The 22,321-nt window shown below is 62.9% G+C and carries 20 protein-coding genes and 1 tRNA gene; 4 read left to right on the forward strand and 17 right to left on the reverse strand.

Annotation, left to right across the window (positions count from 1 at the left end; genetic code table 11):
- Nucleotides 1-88: 88 nt before the first annotated feature.
- Nucleotides 89-490 (reverse strand): winged helix-turn-helix transcriptional regulator, encoded by a 402-nt coding sequence (locus HU144_RS16025; RefSeq protein ID WP_235352178.1) that lies wholly within the window; start codon nt 488-490, stop codon nt 89-91.
- 79 nt (nt 491-569) lie between these two features.
- Between HU144_RS16025 and HU144_RS16030 the strand changes: the two genes are divergently transcribed.
- Nucleotides 570-1,175, forward strand: coding sequence for an NAD(P)-dependent oxidoreductase (locus HU144_RS16030; RefSeq protein ID WP_235352179.1), 606 nt, complete (start codon nt 570-572; stop codon nt 1,173-1,175).
- Nucleotides 1,176-1,347: 172 nt separating this feature from the next.
- Here HU144_RS16030 and HU144_RS16035 read toward each other — a convergent pair whose 3' ends face one another.
- The 5 genes from HU144_RS16035 to HU144_RS16055 form a co-directional block, all read right to left on the reverse strand.
- Nucleotides 1,348-2,721: an NAD(P)/FAD-dependent oxidoreductase gene (locus HU144_RS16035; protein ID WP_235352180.1), complete on the reverse strand. Its 1,374-nt coding sequence runs from the start codon at nt 2,719-2,721 to the stop codon at nt 1,348-1,350.
- A gap of 80 nt (nt 2,722-2,801) precedes the next feature.
- Nucleotides 2,802-4,097, reverse strand: coding sequence for a S8 family peptidase (locus HU144_RS16040; protein ID WP_235352181.1), 1,296 nt, complete (start codon nt 4,095-4,097; stop codon nt 2,802-2,804).
- Nucleotides 4,094-5,041, reverse strand: coding sequence for a Ppx/GppA phosphatase family protein (locus tag HU144_RS16045; RefSeq protein WP_235352182.1), 948 nt, complete (start codon nt 5,039-5,041; stop codon nt 4,094-4,096). The genes HU144_RS16040 and HU144_RS16045 overlap by 4 nt, the downstream gene beginning before the upstream one ends.
- A 9-nt stretch (nt 5,042-5,050) precedes the next feature.
- Nucleotides 5,051-5,581, reverse strand: coding sequence for a DUF501 domain-containing protein (locus tag HU144_RS16050; protein WP_235352183.1), 531 nt, complete (start codon nt 5,579-5,581; stop codon nt 5,051-5,053).
- Nucleotides 5,581-6,072, reverse strand: a complete 492-nt coding sequence (locus HU144_RS16055; RefSeq protein ID WP_235352184.1) for an FtsB family cell division protein — start codon at nt 6,070-6,072, stop codon at nt 5,581-5,583. The genes HU144_RS16050 and HU144_RS16055 overlap by 1 nt, the downstream gene beginning before the upstream one ends.
- 579 nt (nt 6,073-6,651) lie before the next feature.
- On the opposite strand from HU144_RS16055, the gene HU144_RS16060 reads away from it, so the two are divergent.
- On the forward strand, nt 6,652-7,704 hold the full coding sequence (locus tag HU144_RS16060) for a DUF559 domain-containing protein (protein WP_235352185.1): 1,053 nt from the start codon (nt 6,652-6,654) through the stop codon (nt 7,702-7,704).
- 194 nt (nt 7,705-7,898) lie between these two features.
- On the opposite strand, the gene eno is transcribed toward HU144_RS16060, so the two are convergent.
- The 5 genes from eno to mfd form a co-directional block, all read right to left on the reverse strand.
- Nucleotides 7,899-9,179, reverse strand: coding sequence for a phosphopyruvate hydratase (eno, locus tag HU144_RS16065; RefSeq protein WP_235352186.1), 1,281 nt, complete (start codon nt 9,177-9,179; stop codon nt 7,899-7,901).
- An 82-nt stretch (nt 9,180-9,261) separates the two neighbouring features.
- Nucleotides 9,262-10,077 carry a tyrosine-protein phosphatase gene (locus tag HU144_RS16070; RefSeq protein ID WP_235352187.1) on the reverse strand — a complete coding sequence of 272 codons (816 nt, stop codon included), beginning with the start codon at nt 10,075-10,077 and terminating at the stop codon, nt 9,262-9,264.
- Nucleotides 10,074-10,532, reverse strand: coding sequence for a MazG nucleotide pyrophosphohydrolase domain-containing protein (locus HU144_RS16075; RefSeq protein ID WP_235352188.1), 459 nt, complete (start codon nt 10,530-10,532; stop codon nt 10,074-10,076). The genes HU144_RS16070 and HU144_RS16075 overlap by 4 nt, the downstream gene beginning before the upstream one ends.
- A gap of 109 nt (nt 10,533-10,641) precedes the next feature.
- The gene (locus HU144_RS16080) at nt 10,642-10,836 is read right to left on the reverse strand and encodes a CsbD family protein (RefSeq protein ID WP_235352189.1); all 195 of its coding nucleotides are present in this window, start codon (nt 10,834-10,836) and stop codon (nt 10,642-10,644) included.
- A 158-nt stretch (nt 10,837-10,994) separates the two neighbouring features.
- Nucleotides 10,995-14,588, reverse strand: coding sequence for a transcription-repair coupling factor (gene mfd / locus HU144_RS16085; protein ID WP_235352190.1), 3,594 nt, complete (start codon nt 14,586-14,588; stop codon nt 10,995-10,997).
- 85 nt (nt 14,589-14,673) lie between these two features.
- Between mfd and HU144_RS16090 the strand changes: the two genes are divergently transcribed.
- Together HU144_RS16090 and HU144_RS16095 are read left to right on the forward strand one after the other, a co-directional pair.
- Nucleotides 14,674-16,134 (forward strand): arylsulfotransferase family protein, encoded by a 1,461-nt coding sequence (locus tag HU144_RS16090; protein ID WP_235352191.1) that lies wholly within the window; start codon nt 14,674-14,676, stop codon nt 16,132-16,134.
- A 106-nt stretch (nt 16,135-16,240) separates the two neighbouring features.
- Nucleotides 16,241-16,993, forward strand: coding sequence for a rhomboid family intramembrane serine protease (locus HU144_RS16095; RefSeq protein WP_235352192.1), 753 nt, complete (start codon nt 16,241-16,243; stop codon nt 16,991-16,993).
- A gap of 27 nt (nt 16,994-17,020) precedes the next feature.
- On the opposite strand, the gene pth is transcribed toward HU144_RS16095, so the two are convergent.
- From pth to HU144_RS16125, 6 genes are all read right to left on the reverse strand, one after another.
- Entirely contained in the window at nt 17,021-17,620 is a 600-nt protein-coding gene (pth, locus tag HU144_RS16100) for an aminoacyl-tRNA hydrolase (protein ID WP_235352193.1), read from the reverse strand.
- A 173-nt stretch (nt 17,621-17,793) separates the two neighbouring features.
- A complete protein-coding gene (locus HU144_RS16105; RefSeq protein WP_235352194.1) occupies nt 17,794-18,429 on the reverse strand; it encodes a 50S ribosomal protein L25/general stress protein Ctc in 636 nt (211 codons plus the stop codon).
- Nucleotides 18,430-18,587: 158 nt separating this feature from the next.
- Nucleotides 18,588-19,628: an alpha/beta fold hydrolase gene (locus tag HU144_RS16110; RefSeq protein WP_235352195.1), complete on the reverse strand. Its 1,041-nt coding sequence runs from the start codon at nt 19,626-19,628 to the stop codon at nt 18,588-18,590.
- Nucleotides 19,629-19,755: 127 nt separating this feature from the next.
- On the reverse strand, nt 19,756-20,727 hold the full coding sequence (locus HU144_RS16115; RefSeq protein WP_198395108.1) for a ribose-phosphate diphosphokinase: 972 nt from the start codon (nt 20,725-20,727) through the stop codon (nt 19,756-19,758).
- On the reverse strand, nt 20,720-22,177 hold the full coding sequence (glmU, locus tag HU144_RS16120; RefSeq protein WP_235352196.1) for a bifunctional UDP-N-acetylglucosamine diphosphorylase/glucosamine-1-phosphate N-acetyltransferase GlmU: 1,458 nt from the start codon (nt 22,175-22,177) through the stop codon (nt 20,720-20,722). The genes HU144_RS16115 and glmU overlap by 8 nt, the downstream gene beginning before the upstream one ends.
- Nucleotides 22,178-22,210: 33 nt before the next feature.
- Nucleotides 22,211-22,282, reverse strand: a tRNA-Gln gene (locus HU144_RS16125).
- Nucleotides 22,283-22,321: the final 39 nt, after the last annotated feature.

Consider the following 22,321-nt stretch of genomic DNA (forward strand, 5'->3'; position numbering starts at 1 on the left):
CATCACTGACGGCACTGCGGAGTTCAACGTCTCCCTTGGACAGGCCGATTCCGTAGTGGTATTCGGAGAAGGGGCTGACCGACGATGGTCAGCTCGTTCCCGCTCTGCGCGGCAGCGTGCCCGCGTCCGCCTGCCGGTCTCGGGAATCCGAAATGGCTGCCACATTGAACTCCGCCCACCGGCGCAGGGCGGCGACGGGTTCCTGAAGGGACCGTCCTAGTTCGGTCAGCGCATATTCCACTCGTGGAGGTACCTCGCCGAAGACTTCTCTGGTCACCAGCCCATCTGCCACCAGCGACCGCAGGGTCGATGTGAGGACTTTCGGTGTGATCCCACCGATCGCCACCCGAATTTCGCTGAAGCGCTTCGGGCCCTCATCGAGGACCTCGATGATGAGGACCGTCCATTTGTCACCGACGCGGTCGAGGACGACTCGGGTCGGACATTCGGGATCGAAAGCATCGCCTTCCCAGGAACTGCTCATACTCATAGCCCAATAGTATCTTTGAGGTACTCAATATCCAAAGGGTATCTTTGAGGCAACAGCCGCTTCAACGAAAGGACACACCATGAAGATCGCACTGTTCGGAGCTTCCGGAATGATCGGATCCCGCGTCACCAAGGAAGCCGCCGAGCGCGGCCTCGAGGTCACGGCCATCACTCGAACCGGCGCCGAGGTACCCGGAGCCGCAACGAATCTCAAGGGCGACATGGGCGACGCCGAGTTCGACCGACAGGTCGTCGCCGATCACGACGTCATCGTCTCGACAACCGGCCCCAGCCGCACCGGCGGGCCCCACGAAGAGTGGTTGAAAGCTCTGGAGACACTGGCTCAGTCAAGCGGAGACAAGCGCGTCTTCGTCGTCGGCGGTGCCGGATCACTCGTCGTCGGCGACACCATGCTCAAAGACACCGAAGGATTTCCAGAAGCCTATAAGGCTGAATCGGAGACCGGCACGAGGGCACTTGAGCTGATGCGTGCAGGCAGCTACTCCCCCTGGACTCTGATCTCCCCCGCCCCTGAGATCGGCCCCGGTGAACGTACGGGAACCTACAAGACCGAGCTCGAGACGCCCGCCGGCGATTCGATCTCAGCCGAAGACTTCGCGGTGGCCATGGTCGACGAGATCGTCGATGCAAAGCACATCGACTCTCGATTCACCGTCGCGAACTAAGATACTCGGAGCCCAGCGGCGCACCATCTCGGGATTCGGGCCTCGGGCGCTCTGATTCCGCCCCTCGTCAATGGCAAGAACGCCGGGAGTGCAATTGCACTCCCGGCATTCTTCAGACCTCATCAGGCTTCACATCACGGTGATGACCGGACGCGAATCCTGCACTCAGGCATCAGGCCTTGGCGGTTTCCTTCTTAGGAGCCGGCTTTGAGTTGGCTGCCTCGACGAAGTTCTTGCGAGGAACATCGAGATCGGCCAATGGCATGGCGTCGCGGCCGACGATGGCGTTGAGGATCCAGTTGCCGAAGACCTTGACCTTGCGGTCCACTGACGGGATCGCGTAGCCGTGGTAGGCGCGGTGCATCAGCCAGGCGAGGAAGCCGCGGGCTTCGAAGTCGCCCATCTGCGAAACGCCCTTGTACAGGCCGAGGCCTGCCACGGTGCCGATGGTCTTGTGGAAGTACTGCTTGAACTCGGTCTCTCCGCGCAGTGCGGCGAGAACGTTGGCAGCCAGCACTGGTGCCTGGCGCACGGCGTGCTGAGCGTTGGGCACGCAGTAGCCACCCACGCCGCCACCGGAGAGATCAGGCACGGCAGCGTTATCGCCGGCGGCCCAAGCGCCTTCGACAACACCGTTGTCGCCCTCGACGCGCAGATCGGCGCGCACGGTGACACGGCCGCGCTCATCGAGAGGCAGGTCTGAGTCGACGAGGATCGGGTTGGCCTTGACGCCAGCCGACCACACGATGGTGTCGGCGTCGAATTCTTCGCCGCTGGAGAGCTTGATGTGCTTGTCGGTGCAGTCCTGGAGAAAGGTCTCGAGGTACACATCGATGCCGCGTTCGCGCATGTGCTCCACAACCCAGCGGGCCTGAGCTTCGCCGACCTCGGGCATAACGCGATCGAGAGCTTCGACGAGGACGAAGCGAACATCGGCTTCGGTCAGCGTCTCGTACTGAGCCACTGCAGAGCGGACGACATCTTCGAGTTCGGCGAGGAGTTCGATGCCGGCGAATCCGCCGCCGACGAAGACGAAGGTCAGCGCCTTGCGACGCTCGTCGTCATCTTCCATCAGCGAGGCATCGGACAGGCGGCTGAGGAGGTGATCGCGCAGTGCGACAGCTTCCTCGATGCGCTTGAGCGCGATGGCGTTCTCTTTGAGGCCGGGGATCGGCAGAGCACGCGCCACCGAACCGGCGGCCATGATGATGTGGTCGTAGTCGAGCTCGAACGCTTCGTCGTTCTCGGGCTCGACGGTGACGAACTTGTCGCCGTGGTTGATCGAGGTGACCTTCGCGGTGATGACTTCAGCACCGGAGAGGTTGCGACGCAACGGCACAACGGCGTGACGCGGTTCGATGGACCCAGCTGCCACCTCGGGGAGGAACGGCAGGTAGGTCATATAAGGGTTGGGATCGACCACGGTCACTGTGGCTTCGCCACGGCCGAGGTTCTTCAACAGATTCTGAGCGGTAACGAGACCAAGGTAGCCGCCACCAACGACGAGGATTCGAGGACGCAATTTTGAGTTTCTGATGAGTGCCATATTCCCATCTTAGGCCCTTGTGAAAACTTTCACTAATTGCATCTCGACGGTCCAGATCAGAGGTTCAGCACGGTGTTTCCTCAACGTCTGCGACGAATGAAAACCACTGCCGAGAGCACGAAGAGGATGACCGCGATGAGGCCTCCGGCGCCCAGAATCGAGAAGCCCAGCTGGGGCGTCGACTGTGATGAGACAACGTCCTTGGGCGCGACCGCTTTCGGGTTGTTGTCCTCTGCTGGTGCCGCATTCTCCGTCTCAGCCGGGTCGGACTTCGCACGCCGGTGCATCGTCACCCAGTCGGCGAGTGCGTCGGCTGAGCTGGGAACTGTCTTCGGGACGTCGGACTTCATCGCGGCCTTCGGATCGAGGCGACCCCAGCCGACGATGGGATCCGGCTTACCCTTTTTACTCTGCCCCTTATGCCCGGGCACGGGTTTGGCCGTCGAGGCCAACTTGGCGGTGACCTCGTCGGCACTGAGGTCTGGGTCTTCGGCCCGGATCAGCGCTGCCACTCCCGAGACGATCGGTGAGGCGAAGGAACATCCCTGTCCCTCTGCGTAGCCGCCCGAGTAGTACGGAATCGGAATGTCTTCCGCCGGCCCCATGAGGTCCACAGCTGTTCCAGGAGCAGTTGACTCGGAGAGAACTCGGTTGTTCTTGCCCAGTCCGCCGACGCCGATGACGCCGGGCACCGTCGACGGCGACCACGCCTGCGTCGCGCCTTGGGAGGCATTGCCGACACAGGCGACGATGACGACGTCCTTCTCATAGGCATAGGCGAAGGATTCGTCCCAGCTGGAGGGCCAGGCAGGATCGTCCCAGCCCAGCGACATGTTGATGACCTTGGCGCCGGAGTCGACGGCCCAGCGGATGGCTTTGTCGGCCTGCTCACGAGTGGAGCCTGATTCCTTCGGGCGGTCGGGGCCCAACCACATCGAGGCAGACAGGATGTCGACGTCGGGTGCGACACCGGTGGGTCCGGCGCCCTGTCCCTGGCCGGCGATGACTCCAGAGACGGCGGTGCCGTGGTGGATCGTCGTCTTGCCGCCGATCGGGGTCTTGCCGTCCTTGTCGAGTCCGCTGAAGTCCTTTGACTTGCCGACCACGCCCTTGAGGTCCTCATGTTTGGCGTTGACGCCGGAATCGATGACGGCGACCTTCACGCCTTTGCCCGTGGACTTCTTCCACATGTCATCGATGCCGTACTTCTTGATGTACCACTGTCCAGGTCCCGGCTCGGGCGCAGCGAGTGCTGGCTGAGTCGTGCCCATGACCAGGCCCAGCACCAGAGAACCGACGATGGCGAGTTTTGCGGTGCGCCTTCCAGCGCGTGGGCGCTGGGAAGCTGTCGGTGTCCGCGGTGCGCCGAGCCTCACGACTGCGGTCGCGCCAGGTCGAGCGCGGTGCCGTCGAGAATGTCCGTCTCCGAGACCATGATGTCAAGGTCGGCTCCCGCGCTCCTGACTGCGGAGTCAATGCGGGCCGCGATTCGGGCGAACAGCAGTCCCCCCGCCGCGATGACGTCGACGCGTCCGGGGTGCATGTACGGGAGTGCCGCACGAGCCTCACGCCCCATCCGCAGCAGTTCGTTGGCTTCGCCGTCGATGTCGGCCACGCTCAGATGGGTGCCGTGGATGCGTTCGCGCTGGTAGCTGTCGAGATCGAGGATTCCAGCGGCCAGTGTCGTGACAGTGCCCGCGACTCCGATCATCGTCCGCGGGGCGGTGAGATCGACGATCTCTGCGGCCTTGTCGAGGTTGGCATCGATGTCGTCAACGGCCGCCTGGATCTGTGCTTGGTCGGGAACGTCGACGGACATGTGGCGTTCGGTCAGGCGCACGGATCCGATATCCATGCTGACCGCCGAGGTGACGCTTTCCGTGCCGAGGACCAGCTCGGTAGAGCCCCCGCCGAGGTCCATGACGAGGAACGGTCCGCTGTCGGCACCGAGTCCGACGGTGGCGCCGAGGAATGACAGATGAGCCTCTTCGTCGCCGGTGATGACGTCGGGCACGACGCCCAGGATGCCGAAGATGCCTGCGAAGAAATCGTCTCGGTTCTTCACGTCGCGGCTGGCGGAGGTGGCGACGAATCTCAGCTTCTCCGGTGAGTACTCGGCAGCCACCTCGGCGAATTCCCGGGCTGCGGCGAACGTGCGCTCCAAGGCTTCGGGGGCGAACTCACCCGTCGCGTCCACTCCCTGGCCGAGGCGCACGATCCGGGTCTCACGACGCAGCTCGGTCATCTGTCCGTGCGCGTCGACGTCGGCGATGAGCAGACGCAGGGAATTGGTCCCACAGTCGAAGGCGGCAACTCGCATGAGTCTCTCCTATTCGCTTGCCTCGGCCGAGGCGTTCTCTGCGCCCGCCGGAGTGGGCACGTCGGTCATGAACGAGATTGCGCGATCACCGATCGGGTTGACCCCGGGGCCGGCGGCCAGTGAGTGGCCGACCAAGGCGTGCAGGCATTTCACTCGGGTGGGCATGCCGCCGGCGGAGTAGTCCTTGATCTCCTCCACCTCGGCGAGGCCGGCCGTCTTACCGATCTCGGATCGCGTCGCGAGGTAAGCGGTATGAGCCTTGGCATAGGAGGCTGCGAGCTCTTCGTCCTCGGCAAGCTCAGCGGACCACTCGGCCATGATTCCCGAAGCCTCGAGACGCGAGCATTCGGTGACGAAAGCGGGATGGGTGAGGTAGAAGGCGGTGGGGAACGGGGTGCCGTCCTCGAGCCTTGGAGCGGTGGCGACGACCAGAGGCTCACCCGATGTGCTGCGGGCGGCAATCCCGACGACGCCGCGCGGAATCCGCCCGAGCTGGTCCTTCAGGATGGCGAAGTCCGCCTCGGTGCACTCTGTGATCATCAGCCCTTCTCCACGGTATTGCCGACCTCTTGAATCGACTCCAGCAACTCAAGGTACCAGGCTTGTTTGCGCTGCGGGCGGTCCGTATCCGAATCGTCACCGTTGATCGCCTCCTGGTTGGTGACGATGACCGCGTTCTTGCCCTCTTCGACGTAGTACTGGTCCTTGCGTGCCTTACGTTTGATATATGCGGGGTCCTTGAGGTTCTCGTTCTTCTCCTCCAGTCCCTGGACTTCGGACTTCGTCGATTCGATCTCGCTGTTGAGTGCCGCGATCTGCTGTGCCTGCTTGAGGGCCGAGTTGATCGAGGGCAGGAAGGTGACGAGCACGATGGCGATGACGAGGAGGAATACTCCCGTCTGCCAGGACAGCTTCCGCTTGCGAGTGTCTTCGGTGGGCTGAGCCTCGACGACCGGTGCAGGGCGTCGACGGGGAGCGGCTCTGCCCGGAGCCGATTTGGGGGCGCTTTTTCTAGGCTTGCTCGGAACCATGTCTCTTTCCTCTGCGACCGGGGATGGGGAAGGCTGTCGCAACACATCCAAGTCTGCCGTGTCAGCATCCGGACTTCGAGGATTTGGGTGTCGTGGCGTGTTCTATTTTTCGAAAGCCCGCATCCGCCGCGCTCCTTCGCTGCCGTCGTGCACCCGTCACGCGTCTTTCACCCGCCAGTCCCGGCCGCCCCGGGCACTCGCCCCGGCCGCCCCAAGGCGCCCACTCCATCCGCCTGGCAGCTCGGCGGGCAGCTCCGCCGATCGCCGCACGCATCGTCAACTGGTCCGTCGTCCGGGGGTGCACGTCCCACCTTTGCCTCTACGTCCTACAACTAGTTCAGCTCCCGGCACCGTTGGCTCTAAAACCTCCCGTTGCTATTGGGTGATTTGGCGCTCACAGTGCAGGGCGCAGGGTGCAGATGCGGGTTCCAAAGCTCCGGAAGTCAACGCTCCGCAGCTCACCACTCCCCTCCCAGCTTCCACCTCAAACAGGACTTATCCACAGGGTTATACACATCTCTAACGCCATTCATTGCTATGTTGTCTGTTTTGATGCATTTTAATGTCATGTACAAAATTATGACCACACAACAGATCGTCCGGCTCGGATTCACTCACGCAGACATTCGGCGGGCCCGAAGCTGCTGCGTTCGTCGGTTGTCTCGCGGCGTCTATTCGGTCAGACACGTCTGCACCGTGGAAGACCACCGGAGGCTGTGGGCGAGCATCGATGAGGGAACGCATTCGGAGTTCACGGAGCACGGAGACATCCGCGATCAGATTGAAGAACTCGACGCCGCAGTCATGGCACGATGCGAAGTCAGATTTCAGAAGCAGGCACAGCAGAAGCAGGGACAGCAGGAGCGTCAGGGGGAAACTGGCACCTCCTCTGAGTCAACCGCAGACACTCGAACGTCGTCGGCAACGCCTCCGGCCGAGGTGTTCTCACATATCTCCGCTGCTCTCATCCATGGCCTGCCGATTGCATACCCCGTCACCCATCAGGTGGAGGTGGTGCGCCCCGGAGTCAACCGCAGATTCAAGAGCATCCATGTCAGGGGCGTAACGATCCCGAAGCAGCACCGGCAGGGAGTTCGCGGGACCGAGGTGACGACGCTCGAACGCACGCTCATTGATGTGGCTCGCACATACAATCCTGATATTTCGGTTTCCATGTTCGACAACGCTCTGCACCGAGGCCTGACGACGAGGGAGAAGATCCTCGCGACGCTGGCTCAATGCTTGGAGACCAGGAACACCAAGAAGGTTCAACTCGCTCTCGACTTGGCCGATGCCCGTCGCGAGTCCCCCGCCGAGTCGATCGCCGCGGTGAGATTCTTTCAACACGGATTCGTCGGATTCGTCCCTCAAATCGTGTTCGACGCGACCTCGCTGCGACGTCGGATTCGCGTCGACTTCTGCCACAAGGCAGCCCGGTTGATCGTTGAAATCGATGGACTCGGAAAGCTGTATCTCGGCTCGGGGGTGCCCCGTGACGAACTCGAACGCGAAAGGCGCAGAGAACAATGGCTGCGCGATCAAGGGTGGCGAGTCATCAGAATCAGTTGGAAAGAGCTATTCACGGAGGCGAAGTTCGAAGAGATCAGACGAATCCTCATGAGCACGAGGTGATTATCCGAGGATGCGCTCGGCAGACGCGGCAGGACCCCTCACCCGCAACCGCATGAACAACCTCTGCAGCTGTATGAACTGCGCGGGGCAGGTGGTTTTGTCATCGACAGGAGGTCTTGTCGATGAATGCCGCCGAGGCGGGTGCCGGGTGACCATTGATGATCACCTGACACCCGCCTCGGGTGCGAAGCCATTCAGCCGTCGAAGCGCGGGAAGGCTCCTCGTCCGGCATAGCGGGCTGCGTCGCCGAGCTGCTCTTCGATGCGCAGCAGCTGGTTGTACTTGGCAACGCGCTCGGACCGTGCCGGAGCACCGGCCTTGATCTGACCGGCGTTCGTTGCCACGGCCAGGTCGGCGATCGTCGTGTCCTCGGTTTCGCCTGAACGGTGCGAGATCATCGTCGTGTAACCGTTGGTCTGTGCCAGCGACACCGCATCGAGGGTCTCTGTCAAGGTGCCGATCTGGTTGACCTTGACGAGCAGCGAGTTGGCGGTGCTCGTGTCGATGCCGCGCTGGAGCCGCTCGGGATTCGTCACGAACAGATCGTCGCCGACGAGCTGAACCTTTGAGCCGATGGACTCGGTCAGGGTGGCCCAACCTTCCCAATCGTTCTCGTCGAGTGGATCTTCGATGGACACCAGCGGGTACTTGGCGAGCAGACCCTCGTAGTAGGCGGCCATGTCCTGCGCCGACTTCTTCTCGCCTTCGAACTCGTAGGCACCATCGGAGTAGAACTCGGACGAGGCCACATCGAGTGCCACCGCGATATCGCGGCCCGGACGGTGCCCGGCTAGTTCGATGGCCTCGAGGATGAGGTCGAGTGCCGCGGCGTTGGAGTCGAGGTTCGGTGCGAACCCGCCCTCATCGCCGAGCCCGGTCGACAGGCCGCGCTCCTTGAGCACGCCCTTGAGCGCGTGATAGACCTCGACGCTCCACTGCAGACCTTCGTGGAAGCTGGCAGCGCCGATCGGGGCGATCATGAATTCCTGAATGTCGACGTTGGAATCGGCATGTGATCCACCGTTGAGGATGTTCATCATGGGAACGGGCATGACGTGGGCATTCGGCCCGCCCAGGTAGCGGTAGAGCGGCAGATCCGCCGACACCGCGGCCGCGCGAGCCACTGCCAGCGAGGTGCCCAGGAGGGCATTGGCGCCCAGGCGGGACTTGTTCTCGGTTCCGTCGAGTTCGATCAGGGCCTGGTCGACCAGACGCTGATCATCGCTTTCGAGGCCGACGATGACTTCGTGGATCTCGTCGACGACTGCGTCAACAGCACTGGTGACGCCTTTGCCCAGGTAACGTTCCGGGTCTCCGTCGCGCAGCTCAACAGCTTCGAACTCACCGGTGGAGGCACCGGACGGGACACCGGCACGACCGACGGATTCGTCGGCCAACAGCACTTCCACCTCGACGGTGGGATTTCCCCGGGAATCCAGGATTTCACGGGCGTTTGCGGCAACAATCTCAGCCACTGATTACTCCTTCGCAATTGGTTTCACATGGGGAACATGTGCCTGCAGGACAGCTTAATGCACCGGCGGACCGAGCTCATTCTCAGTCCCGGACGGCCTCTTCCCTGTCAGCAGTCGTCAACAGCTGTTCGCGCAGCTTATCCGGGCTCGCCGGATCCATTCCATGCTCGAGCAGATAGGCTTCGACACCGTTCTCGCCATATTCTGCGTCGATGGAGTCAAGGATCTTCGCCATGAGTTCCGGCGGGGCTGCTGTTGCCGTCTCCGCGAGGTTGCCGGAGATGCCGGCGTCGGCGAAATTCCGGGTGATGTTCTCGAGGAATCCTCCCGACAGATGCTCGGAGGTGATCGCGTAGTCCTCGAGGATCTCATGACGCCCGACGCCGAGGAGTGCGAGGATGAAGGCGGCGACCATGCCGGTCCGGTCCTTGCCGGCAGAGCAGTGGAAGACGACTCCGCCTTCGCAGCTTCGCGCAACGACATCAACGGCCTTGGCCAGTCGCGTTCCGAAATGACTGATCATCAGCTCGTAGATCTTACTCAGCGAGCGATCGGAGAGATCCATTCCGGTCGCCTCGGCGGCCTCTCGCATCTCCTCGCGGCTGAGCTGCTTCTCAGGGAAGAAGTGATCGTCGAAGATGGGCAGCTCGATGTGCTCCACGTCGAGGCCCTCGAGTGCGTCGGGCAGCTTGGATCGTTCCCCGATGTCACGCAGATCGACGACGGTTCTGATGCCGAGTGCTCTGATGTCGGCCCGCGACCTGTCTGTCAGTTGGGCGATACCGTCGGACCGGAAGACTTTCCCCTTTTCGACGCTCGACTCCCCCGCCGAGGTGGGCGATCCTCCGATGTCACGGAAGTTGAATGTACCTTCGATATCGATGCGATCCAAGCTCACTGATTCGTGTCTTTCTGCTGTTTCTCTTCTGTCTTGATCCGGCGGTATTCGGCCTCGACGTCTTCGAGGGAGGCCATGTGCTCATCACTGGCGCCCTCACCGAAGGCCAGGGGATGACGCCGGATGAGTTTTGCCTCCAGCCCTTCGATGATCAGCCCCAGCGTGTGCCCGTAGGGGGCGGAAGCACTCTCGTCCAGCAGCGCGGAGTGGAAGAGCACCTGGTAGAAGACATCGCCGAGTTCTTCGACGACGGCGGCTCGGTGGCCCGGATTCGAATCAGCTCGGTAGTCTTCGAGTGCTTCGATGAGCTCCTCGGTCTCCTCGCGCGCATATTTCTCGAGGCTTCCGTGATCTTGCCTGCTCGACCACGGGCACCGGCGCCGCAGTGTCGCCATCGCCTCGATCGCGCCCTCAGTTCGAGCGCCGATGACGCCGGTTGTCTCTGCCTGCTCCACTGTCGTGACACCTTCCGATTCCTGCACCGCTGTGACGGCTCGACACACTACGAGGGCCGAACAATAAGAATGACCCCCACCGCGGGCGCGATGGGGGTCGAATTCTGCATTACTTGCTGAACTTGTCCTTGACGTCCTTGCCGAGGTCCCTGACCTTCTCGCCGACCTGCTTGGTCTTGCCCTTGAGCTGGTCCGCGGAGCCCTCAGCCTTGAGCTCGTCATCGCCGGTCATGTCTCCGACTGTCTCCTTGGCCTTACCGGAGAATTCTTCAGTCTTGTTGTCGAACTTGTCGTCAAAACCCATGGTGTCTCTCCTTAAGTCTCACGGTACGTCTGTACTCGTATTCGCACTCTACGCCAGGAACGGCGGAAGAATGTGAACTCTCAGAATACGTGCAGATTCGTTCTGCGTCGATCAGATCGGTTCACTCATTGCGGCCTCTTCGCATTCCGACCCCGGCCTCAGACGCCGGCTTCGACGACCTCTGAGACGACGACTGGGACGATCGCGTCGAGGAACTGGTGGGCCCAACGCAGGATGTCGGAATCCGTCATCTCCTTCGCATCGAAGCCGTTTCCGGTCATCGGCTTGGGCACGAGCACCGACCGGATCGCGGGCTTGAGCAGAGACTTCGGGTACAGGCGTTTGAGGCGCACGAGCTGCGAATCCTCAAGCTCGAGCGGACCGAAGCGCACGAAGTTGCCTTGGACGACGATGTCGTTGATGCCCGAGGCTTTGGCCCGGATCCGCAGTCTGGCGACATCGGCGAGCACACCCACGGCCTCCGGGTAGGGCCCGTACCGGTCGACGAGTTCGTCGAGGACTTCCTGCAGTTCGCTCTCGTTCGCCGCGGCAGCCAGTTTCCGATAGGCCTCGAGCCGCAGCCGTTCGTGGTCGACGTACTCTGCCGGCAGGTGTGCGTCGACGGGCAACTCGATGCGCATATCTGCTTCGGGCTCAGTGTCCTCGCCGCGGAAGTTCGCAACGGCTTCCCCCACAAGCCGCACGTAGAGGTCGAATCCGACCCCTTCGATCTGTCCGGACTGCTGTCCGCCGAGGAGGTTGCCGGCACCGCGGATCTCGAGGTCCTTCATGGCCACCTGCATGCCGGCGCCGAGCTCTGTGTGGGCGGCCAGCGTCGTCAGACGGTCGTGGGCTGTCTCCGTGAGCGTCGTGTCTGCCGGGTAGAGGAAATAGGCGTAGGCCCGTTCCCTGCCTCGACCAACCCGGCCGCGCAGCTGGTGCAGCTGGGACAGACCGAAGCGATCAGCGTGATCGATGATGAGCGTGTTGGCGTTGGAGATGTCGATGCCGGTCTCGACGATCGTCGTGCACACGAGCACGTCGAACTTCTTCTCCCAGAAGTCGACGATGACCTGCTCCAGGCGCTGTTCGTTCATCTTTCCGTGGGCAATCGCAATCCTGGCCTCGGGAACGAGTTCGGCGATGTGGCCGGCCACGGATTCGATGTCCTTGACTCTGTTGTGGATGTAGAAGACCTGACCCTCGCGCATGAGTTCACGACGGATCGCGGCCTTGATCTGCTTATCCTCCTTCTTACCCACGTAGGTCAGCACCGGATGGCGCTCCTCGGGCGGGGTGGCCAAGGTCGACATCTCACGGATGCCGGTCACGGCCATCTCCAGGGTCCTCGGGATAGGCGTTGCCGACATCGCGAGCACGTCGACGTTCGTGCGCATCGCCTTGAGCGTCTCCTTGTGTTCGACGCCGAAGCGCTGCTCCTCGTCGATGATGACCAGGCCCAGGCTCTTGAACCTCACCTCGCCGCTGAGCAGGCGGTGCGTGCCGATGACGAGGTCGAGCTTGCCAGCAGCCAGATCTTCGACGACCTTGTCCGATTCCTTCTTCGTCTGGAACCGAGAGAGCGCACCGACGGTGACGGGGAAGCCCGAGTAGCGTTCGGCGAAGGTTTCGAAGTGCTGCTGGACGAGCAGAGTCGTGGGCACCAGCACAGCGACCTGCTTGCCGTCCTGGATCGCCTTGAATGCTGCTCGGACTGCGATCTCGGTCTTTCCGTAGCCGACGTCGCCGCAGATCAGACGGTCCATTGGGACTGCCTTCTCCATATCGCCCTTGACCTCGTCGATGGTCGTGAGCTGGTCGGCGGTCTCCACGTAGTGGAAGGCGTCTTCGAGTTCGCGCTGCCATGGTGTGTCCGGGCCATAGGTGTGGCCGACGGTGGCCTGTCGGGCCGAATAGAGGCGGACGAGTTCTCCGGCGATCTCCTTGACCGCCTTCCTGGCCTTGGCTTTCGTCGTCGACCAGTCGGAGCCGCCCATCTTGTTCAGGGTCGGGCTCTCCCCACCGACGTAGCGGCTGACCTGGTCGAGGGCATCGCTGGGCACGTACAGTCGGTCGCCGGGCTGACCGCGTTTGGCCGGGGCGTATTCGACGATGAGGTATTCGCGGGTGTGCTTGTTCGCACCCTTGCCGGTGGTGCGCTGGGTCATCTCGATGAACTTGCCGACGCCGTGCTGGTCGTGGACGACGAAGTCCCCGGGCGCCAGGTTGAGCGGGTCCACCTGGTTGCGTTTGCGCCGGGTGGGCAGGCGCCGCATGTCCCTCGTCGAGGTGGCTGCCGCGCGACCGAGCACATCGGCTTCGGTGAGCACGGCCAGTTTGAGGTCGTCGAAGACGAATCCTCCGAAGGGCGCGGCCGTGGTGACGGTCACCAGAGCATCGGCGATGTCCGTCGGGTCGTCGACGAAGGTCGCGGGCACCCCAGCCTCCGAGAAGACCTCGACCATCCGCTGGCCCGGTCCCTGCCCTTCGGTGAGCACGAGGATGCGCCACCTGTCGTGGATGAGCCCCTTGACATCGGTGAGGATCGCCTCGACGTCACCGGCATATCCCCGAGGTGCGCGAGCCGGAACGGAGAACAGATTCTCCGCGGGTGAGACGAGCTCTTCGTCGGTGGCGAATCCGCCGAGCTCCCACCAGGCCAAGCCGATGAGGCGAGCGCCTTCTTCCATCTCTTCCATGGTCCGGAAGGTCGCGGCGGAGAGGTCGATCGGGGATTCGCCGCCGGCTGCGGCTCCTGACCATGCAGCTTCGAGGAATTCGTTCGTCGTCACGACGAGGTCGGCGGCCCTGGCGTGCACACGTTCGGGTTCGGTGATGATGATCTTCGTGGATTCGGGCAGCAGCGCGATAATCGGCTCCATGCCGTCTGCCAGCACCGCCGAGAGTGATTCCATGCCTTCGACGGCGATTCCACCAGCGATCTTGTCGAGCATGTCCGTTGCTGCCGGCAGCGTCGGCGACAGCGTGGCCGCTCGCTCCCGGATTGAGTCGGTGAGCAGGAGCTCCCGGCAGGGTGGAGCCGAGAGCTTCAGCGGTTGCGCCTCCGCCTCGGCGGGAATGGATCTCTGGTCGCTGACGGAGAACTCGCGGATCTCATCGATCTCGTCACCGAAGAATTCGATGCGCAGCGCATGATCCTCCGTCGGAGGGAAGATATCGACGATGCCACCGCGGACGGCGAATTCGCCTCGGCGGGAGACCATGTCCACGCGTGAGTACGCAAGTTCGGTCAGGCGGTGGGACAGTTGGTCGATCTCGTACTCGTCGCCGACGGCCAACTCCACCGGCTCGATGTCGCCGAGGCCCTTGACCAGCGGCTGCAGGAATGCGCGGACAGGGGCGATGATGAAGGCCAGGTGCCGGTCCGGGCTCGGGTGGGCCAGGCGGTGCAGAATCTGCAGACGCTGCCCGACGGTGTCAGACCGAGGTGAGAGCTTTTCGTGTGGGAGGGTCTCCCAGCTGGGGAAGATCGCGATCGATTCCTCCGGAACCCAGTCCGCCAGCGCCCGCGCCAGGTCTTCTGCCTCACGCGTGGTGGCCGTGACGATGAGCTGCGGCGCCGAGGTGGACGGATCGTTGTCGCCGGCCACCAAAGTTCGGCGCAGGATCGATGGCCACAGACCCCTGATCGCATCGATCGTCCCGCCTGCTGTCTCCGGGTCGTTGAACGCTCCGACGAGGTCAGTGATGGTGGAGTTCTGGCGTGTGAGATCGAGTCCGTTGAGCACCATGCAATTCTAAGCCACAGACCTGACACGAGAAACGGCGGCGACCGAGCTCTGACCACTCTTCGTGGAAACGTGTGAAGATGAGGTCATGTCCTATCGCACTCTGTTCGCGACTGCGGCGGCCGCGACGCTGTTCCTGTCAGGATGCACCGCTGAAGAGGAAGTCCCCCAACCCGAACGCTGGGATTTCCATACCCGGCCCGACTTGAACCCGCCGAAGATCGACATCGCCGTCAGCTCACAGCAGCCCGAGGAAGACAAAGACCTCGAGACGTTCCTCGCCCCCAAGGGACAGACCGCCGATGACGGGGAATCCTGGGTCGGCGGACTCATCCTCGACTCAGACGGAGAACCGGTCTGGATCCGACAGGGATCGGGCCAGATGTGGGACCTGCGGGTGCAGGAGTACAGGAACGAACCTGTCCTCACCTGGTGGGAGGGAATGGCAGAGACGCCCGAAACAGCTGGCGAGGTCGTCATGCTCGACGACAGCTACAACGAGATCGCACGTGTCGGCATGGGCGGGGACCTCGCCCACAAAACCGCCGATCTGCACGAGACGACGATCACAGACGACGGAACGATGCTCCTCCTGTCCTATATCAAGACGCAGACAGACCTCAGCTCCGTCGGCGGCGCGAAGGACGGCTGGGCCTGGGAAGGAGTGGCCCAGGAGGTCGACATCGCCTCCGGTGATCCCGTTGTCGAATGGCGATCACTCGACGACGTTCCCGTCGACCAGACGCAGTCGACGCTCAAGGACGGCGAAGGCACCGAAGAGGAGCCCTTCGACTACATCCATCTGAACTCGGTGTCCGTCGACGACGGTGGTGATTCGCTGCTCGTCTCCGCCCGCAACACACATGCGATCTATCAGCTCGATCGCAAGAGCGCCGACGTGAACTGGGTGCTGGGTGGGTCTGCCAGCGACTTCGAGATGGGCGAGGGAGCTGCCTTCGCCTGGCAGCATGACGCCGTCCGCCGCGACGACGGCATGATCACCCTCTTCGACAACCATGCTGCACCCCGCCTCGGCGATACCAGAGGCCTGCGCCTCGACGTCGATGAGGAAGCGCACAAGGCCAGCGTCGACACCGAGTACCCGGCCCCCGATGATCGCTCATCGGGAAGCCAGGGCAATCTGCAGGAACTCGACAACGGCAATGTAGTCATCGGCTGGGGCTCCGAACCGTACTTCTCGGAGTTCACCAACGATGGCAAGCTGCTCTACGATGCCACTTTCACGGGCGGATCGAACTACAGGGCCTATCGCTTCGACTGGCAGGCGACTCCGTCAGCACCGCCCACCGCGACGAAATCCGAGCCCGGTGAGGGCATCACACGAGTGCACATGAGCTGGAACGGAGCCAGCGATGTCAAGGCCTGGCGCATCCTCAGCGGCGACAGCGAGGAGCAGCTCGAGGAGACCGCAGTCGTCGATCGCACGGGGTTTGAAACCGCGGCCGACATCACCCCTGCCGGTTCCCGGATCGTCGTCGAAGCCGTGAACGAGGACAAGGAACGCATCGGCAGCACAACCGTGGACTGAGGCACCGGAGATCTCAAGACTGTAACGGGACTAACGGATCGGACACGATTGCCCGCAGGCCCCGATTCTTCGGGGTTCTCCAAGCTTCATCACCGACAATTGGGACATGAGTTCCAACCAGTCCCCTCGCTTCACCCCCGAAGAATCCCAGTTCATCTTCGGCAACGGTTCAACAACCCCCGATTCGCCCAGGTCAGGCGGCCGCCCACCCGCAGGCCAGCCCAAAGTCGCCAATCTGCGGACCACTGTCAGCCGCGATCACCGGCTCTCACGCTTCGTCCCTGTGCTCGTCCTGCTGGCGATCATGTGGGCCATTGAGATCGTCGACACCATCCTGCCGGTCGATCTCGACATGTTCAGTCTGGCCTCCTGGACCCCGCTGTCCCTCTACGGAGTGGTGACGTCTCCCCTCCTGCACTCGGGATTCGGGCACCTCATGGCCAACACGTTCCCCTTCCTCATCCTCGGGCTGTGCATCGCCGTCGAGGGGGCACGCCGCTTCTGGCTCGTCACCGTCATCACTGCCGTCGTCTCCGGGCTCGGTGCCTGGCTGACGACGCTGCCGGTGGGCCAGCACGTCGTCGGCGCCTCGGGCATCGTGTTCGGCTTCTTCGCCTACCTGGCTGTGCGCACCTGGTTCACCGAGGATGTGCTCCGCAAGATCGTCTACTTCGCCATCGGGTTCTTCGTCTTCATCACCTACGGCGCATCCATGATCTTCGGACTGCTGCCGCAGGACAACGGGATCTCATGGCAGGGGCATCTGTTCGGCTTCGCGGGAGGCATCCTCGCCGCCTGGCTCATCCACCGCAAGCGTCCGGGCTCCGCGACTGAGAAGCGACCTGCCGCCGAGCGGTGACCTATCCCTCAGCGGTGACCGCCATCCTCATTTTGAGTGGTATTTGAGCTGCACCTTCTCGAGGCCGTCGACGATGTACATCTCGACGGCGTCTGCGATATCCGAGATGAAGATCGGCAGCGTGGCGCGTTCGTCCTTCGAGAAGGGCTTGAGCACGTAGTCCGCGGTGTCCTGACGTCCCATGGGCCGGCCGACGCCGGCGCGGATGCGGGGATAGTTCTTCGTCCCCAGCGCAGAGGTCATCGAGCGAAGTCCGTTGTGTCCGCCCTCTCCCCCACCGACCTTGGCCTTGATCGTGTCGAAGGCGATGTCCACATCGTCGTGGACGGCGATGATCCGATCGGTGTCGATCGAGTAGAAATCGGCGAGCTGCCTGACCGGCCCACCGGATTCGTTCATAAACCCCGTCGATGTCGCGAGCACCACTCGCGGCCCGGGAACTCCGGGGACTGAACCTGTGGGCAGTCGAGATGTGCCGACGTTGGAGCGCAGTTTGGTCCGTGTCAGATTGACGCCGATGCGATGTGCGAGTTCGGCAATGACCATCTGCCCGATGTTGTGTCTCGTCGATTCGTATTTGGGGCCGGGATTGCCCAAGCCGAAGACCAGCCATGCTTCGTTCGTCATCGTCGTCCTTCGCTCATTCTCTCTCGCTGCTCATCGAGACCACCCGATCAGCCAGGAACTCTTGCACTCTATGTGCTCACAGAACGAATTCGGTGGGCCGTCTCTTCAACGACCCACCGAATTCACATCTCAGGCTGTGCCCAGAAGCTGGGCGCAGACGGAAGAAGTCGAGGTCACTCGTCCTCGGACTTCTCCTCTGCCGCTTCCTCGGTCGACTCGTCGGTCGACTCTTCGTCGGTCTCATCTGCATCCGACTCGGTGTCCATCTCGGCCTCTTCCGAGACGTTGACGACGAGAAGTTCGGTATCGGCAGCGAGCTCGACGCCCGAGGCCAATTCGATCTGTCCGGCCAGAACGTGCTCGCCGGCGGCGCGCCCGTCAACGGTGACCTCGATGTACTCAGGCAGCTTGGTGGCGTCTGCCTTGATGAGGAGCGTCGACTCTTCCTGCTGCACCATGGTGCCGGGAGCGGCTTCGCCGATGATGTGGACAGGAACGTCGACCTCGACCTTTTCGCCGCGCTTGACGATGATCAGGTCAAGGTGCTCGATCTGACGGGTGACCGGGTCGGTCTGCACGTCGCGAGCGATTGCGAGAACGTTCTTGGCACCGTCGGTGCTTTCGATCTCGAAGAGGGCGTTGGCGTGCTTGAGGGCCATCATGGTGGCGTGGCCGTCAATCGAGATGTGCACAGGATCTCCGCCGTGTCCGTAGACGACTGCAGGGATGCGTCCTGCGCGGCGGGTCCGACGGGCAGCGCCCTTGCCGAATTCGTTGCGGGGTTCGGCGATGAGTTTGAAGTCAGCCATTTTCTCTCCTTCGTGGTGAACTTATCTTGCAAGCACCACGGCGAAACAGCCTTCAACCGCACTGTCGCTGTCTCAATTCGGCTCCGAAGGGCCGGTCAGCGCTGTGGGTCAGGACCGCGTCGATAACGGAAACATGTGTTTCCCTCGCCGAGGCAACCCTACGATTCTATGCCACCGTCGTCGGTGGCGCCAAGTCGGGCGGTCACGGCCTCGGCGCAGGCGTCGATGCCTGACTCCGTGAGCAGGATGTCGTAATGGTTCGTACCGGGCACCTCGACGACGGTCAGATCCTCCCACCGCTGCTGGTAGGAGGCGACGAGTTCCGGTGGGTAGAGACCGGGCTCGGATGCGATGAGGTCACGCTCGGCGAAGAGGAACGTCACCTCGGCCTGGCGCCGCTGGCTGCTCATGATCTGGGCGAGCGCGTTACGGAAGGCACCGCCGGTGTACATGTCCGCCGAGTCGGCCTGCATCGCCTCGATCGACGTCGAGGGTTGGAAGCTGTGATCGTCTTTGGCCGCGAGATCGTAGACGAAGCTCTCCGAGGCCACGGTGTCGAGGCCGTCGACGAAGGCAGGATGAGCGGCGAAGAATGCAAGGTACTCTTCGACCGACCCGAATGACATCGACAGCCGTTCAGACGCGGGTCCGAGCACCGCGGCGATGAGGTCGTCGGTGTCGAGATCATGGTCGTTGAGATCATCGAGTGCCCCGGGGACCTCGTCTTCTCCGACCCGCGGCACCGGCAGGGGAAGTCCTCCGTCGATGAGGACGGGGCCACGGAAACGATCGGCCACCTCGGCGTCGGAATCGACACCTGCGCCCATACCGGCCAAGGTCATGGCGACGAACCCGCCCATGGAATGTCCGACCAGAGTGACAGGCCCAGGCTCGGCGAAGGTGTTGATGGCGACGAGGACGTCTTCGGCATGGGCCCTCATCCCGAACGGTGGGCCCAGCAGACGGGAGTCAGCACGTCCGCGCAGGTCGGGCCCGATGATGCGCACCCCGGGAAGTCCTGCGACCAGACCGGCGAAGAACAGATGATTCGAGGTGATGCCGTGGATGACGCATATGGTGGGAACCCGGCCCGGCCCGTAGGCCACAGGCTCCCAGACGCCGACGGACAGTTCCCCGCCGGAGACGCTGACCCGGTACCGGTTGTAATCATGGGACGACATCGTCACGGTTCCCTTCACTCGGTTGTCTCCAGTGTAGAGCGTCGGTCGAGCCCCGGCAGGCGATGCTTCCGATGAGACAGATCGAACCCCGAGCCTGAAGATCGGCTCGGGGTTCGATTCGGATGAAGCTATCGCGGAAGGTGGCTCAGACCTCGAAGAGACTGGTGACCGATCCGTCCTCGAAGACCTCGTGCACGGCGCGGGCGATCAGCGGGGCGATCGAGAGCACGGTGAGCTTGTCGAACATCTTGTCCTCGGTCAGCGGCAGCGTGTTCGTCACGATGACCTCCTGCGCCACGGAGTTCGACAGGCGCTCGACGGCCGGTCCGGAGAACACTGCGTGTGTCGAGACGACGATGACTCCGGTGGCTCCGGCGGCCATGCAGGCGTCGGCGGCCTGAACGATGGTCCCGCCCGTGTCGATCATGTCATCGACGAGGACACAGGTTCGGCCCTCGACCTCACCGACGACGCGGTTGGCCTTGGTCTCATTCGGTCGTGTGATGTCGCGAGTCTTGTGGATGAATGCCAGCGGCACTCCGCCCAGGGAGTTCGACCAGTTCTCGGCGACCTTGATGCGGCCGGCGTCGGGTGAGACCACTGCCAGCTCGGTCGGGTACTTGTCCTTGACGTAGCCGGCGAGGATCGGCATCGCGATGAGGTGGTCGACCGGTCCGTCGAAGTAGCCCTGGATCTGCGCGGTGTGCAGGTCCACGGTGATGATGCGGTCGGCACCGGCCGTCTTGTACAGGTCGGCCACGAGGCGAGCCGAGATAGGCTCACGTCCGCGATGCTTCTTGTCCTGCCTCGCGTAGGGGAAGAACGGTGCGATGACCGTGATCCGCTTGGCCGAAGCACGTTTGAGTGCGTCGACCATGATGAGCTGTTCCATCAGCCATTCGTTGATCGGTGCACAGTGCGACTGGAGGACGAAGACGTCACAGCCGCGGACCGATTCGGAGAACCGGACGTAGATCTCTCCATTGGCAAAGTTGTAAATGTCAGTGGGGAGAAGTTCCGTCCCCAGGTTCTCAGCGACTTGTTCAGCGAGCTCATTGTTCGCGCGCCCGCTGACCAGGACGAGCTTCTTTTCGCCCGCCGTCGTAATTTCATTCACTTGCCGGTTCCCCTTCAGATGCGGCCTCGGCTGCCTGCGCTGCAGGTGTGCCGGGGCGGTTGCTGACGACCCAGCCCTCCAGGTTACGCTGTGGCGCCACGGTTATGGCAAGCGCTCCCGCAGGGACATCTTTGCGCACCGTTGTGCTCGCACCGGAGTAGGCGCCGTCGCCTACCGTGACAGGGGCAACGTACATGTTGTCCGAGCCCATGCGTGCGTGCTTTCCGACGACGGTGCGGTGCTTTTCGACACCGTCGTAGTTGACGAAGACCGATGCGGCACCGATGTTGGAACCCTCGCCGATCTCAGCATCGCCGACGTAGGACAGGTGCGGCACCTTCGCGGCCCGTCCGATGTCAGCGTTCTTCGTCTCCACGAAGGTGCCGATCTTTCCATCCTCGCCGAGGTTGGTCCCAGGTCGCAGGTATGCGAACGGTCCGACTGTGGCGCAGGCTCCCACAATGGCCAGTTCCGAATGGGTGCGCACGACCTGTGCCCCGGCACCCACCTCGGTGTCCTTGAGAGTTGAGTCGGGGCCGACGACGGCACCGGTGCCGATGTCGGTGGCACCCAGGAGCTGGACTCCGGGAAGGATCGTGACGTCCTCACCCAGGGACACGTCCATGTCGATCCACGTGGTGTCTGGGTCGATGATGCTCACGCCGGCACGCATCCACTTCTCGCAGACGCGGCGGTTGAGCTCCTTGCCGAGATTGGCCAGCTGCACGCGGTCGTTGGCGCCCTCGACCTGCCAGAGATCCTGGGTGGCGGTGGCGGCGACGGACTGACCTGCCTCGCGAGAGAATCCGATGACGTCGGTGAGGTACTTCTCACCCTGCGCATTGTCCGTAGTCAGTGAGGCGAGACCGTCCCTCAGCGCCGAGGCGTCGAAGGCGTAGATGCCGGAGTTGATCTCCCGGATGCTGCGCTGGTCGTCGCTGGCGTCCTTCTGCTCGACGATGCGCAGCAGGGCTCCGGAGGCGTCGCGGACGATGCGTCCGTAGCCAGTGGGATCGTCCACCTCGGCGGACAGGACCGTGACGGCATTGTGTGAGGACTCGTGGACCTCGACGAGGCTGTTGATCGTGTCAGCAGTCAGCAGGGGCACGTCGCCATAGGTCACGACCACGGTGCCGGAGAGATCGTCGGGCAACTGGGTCAGCGCACATTCGGTGGCGCGGCCGGTGCCGGGAATCTCATCCTGATCGGCGATGAGCACAGTCTGCGTCGAACTGATCGGCAGTGAGTCCAGATGGGAGACGAGCTGATCGCGTTCGTGCCTGACGACGACGACTAAGTGTTCGGGAGTGGCTCCTGCCGCTGCCGCGATCGAGTGGTGGAGCAGGGAACGACCGCCGATCGGGTGCAGCACCTTCGGCAGGGTCGACTTCATACGGGTGCCCTGGCCAGCGGCCAGAACGATGACGGCGATGGGTCTGGTCTGCGACATGTGTTGAATCCTTCGCAAGTCGGATTGGGCCAGCTCCGCCCATAGGATTCGAACCTATACCACACGGCTCCAAAGGCCGGCGTGCTGCCATTACACCAGGGCGGAACAGCGTGCACCAGTTGAGGGCCCGCGCTCACGAGACAC

The sequence above is a fragment of the Brevibacterium sp. UCMA 11752 genome, from assembly GCF_021532235.1.
Lineage (GTDB): Bacteria > Actinomycetota > Actinomycetes > Actinomycetales > Brevibacteriaceae > Brevibacterium > Brevibacterium antiquum.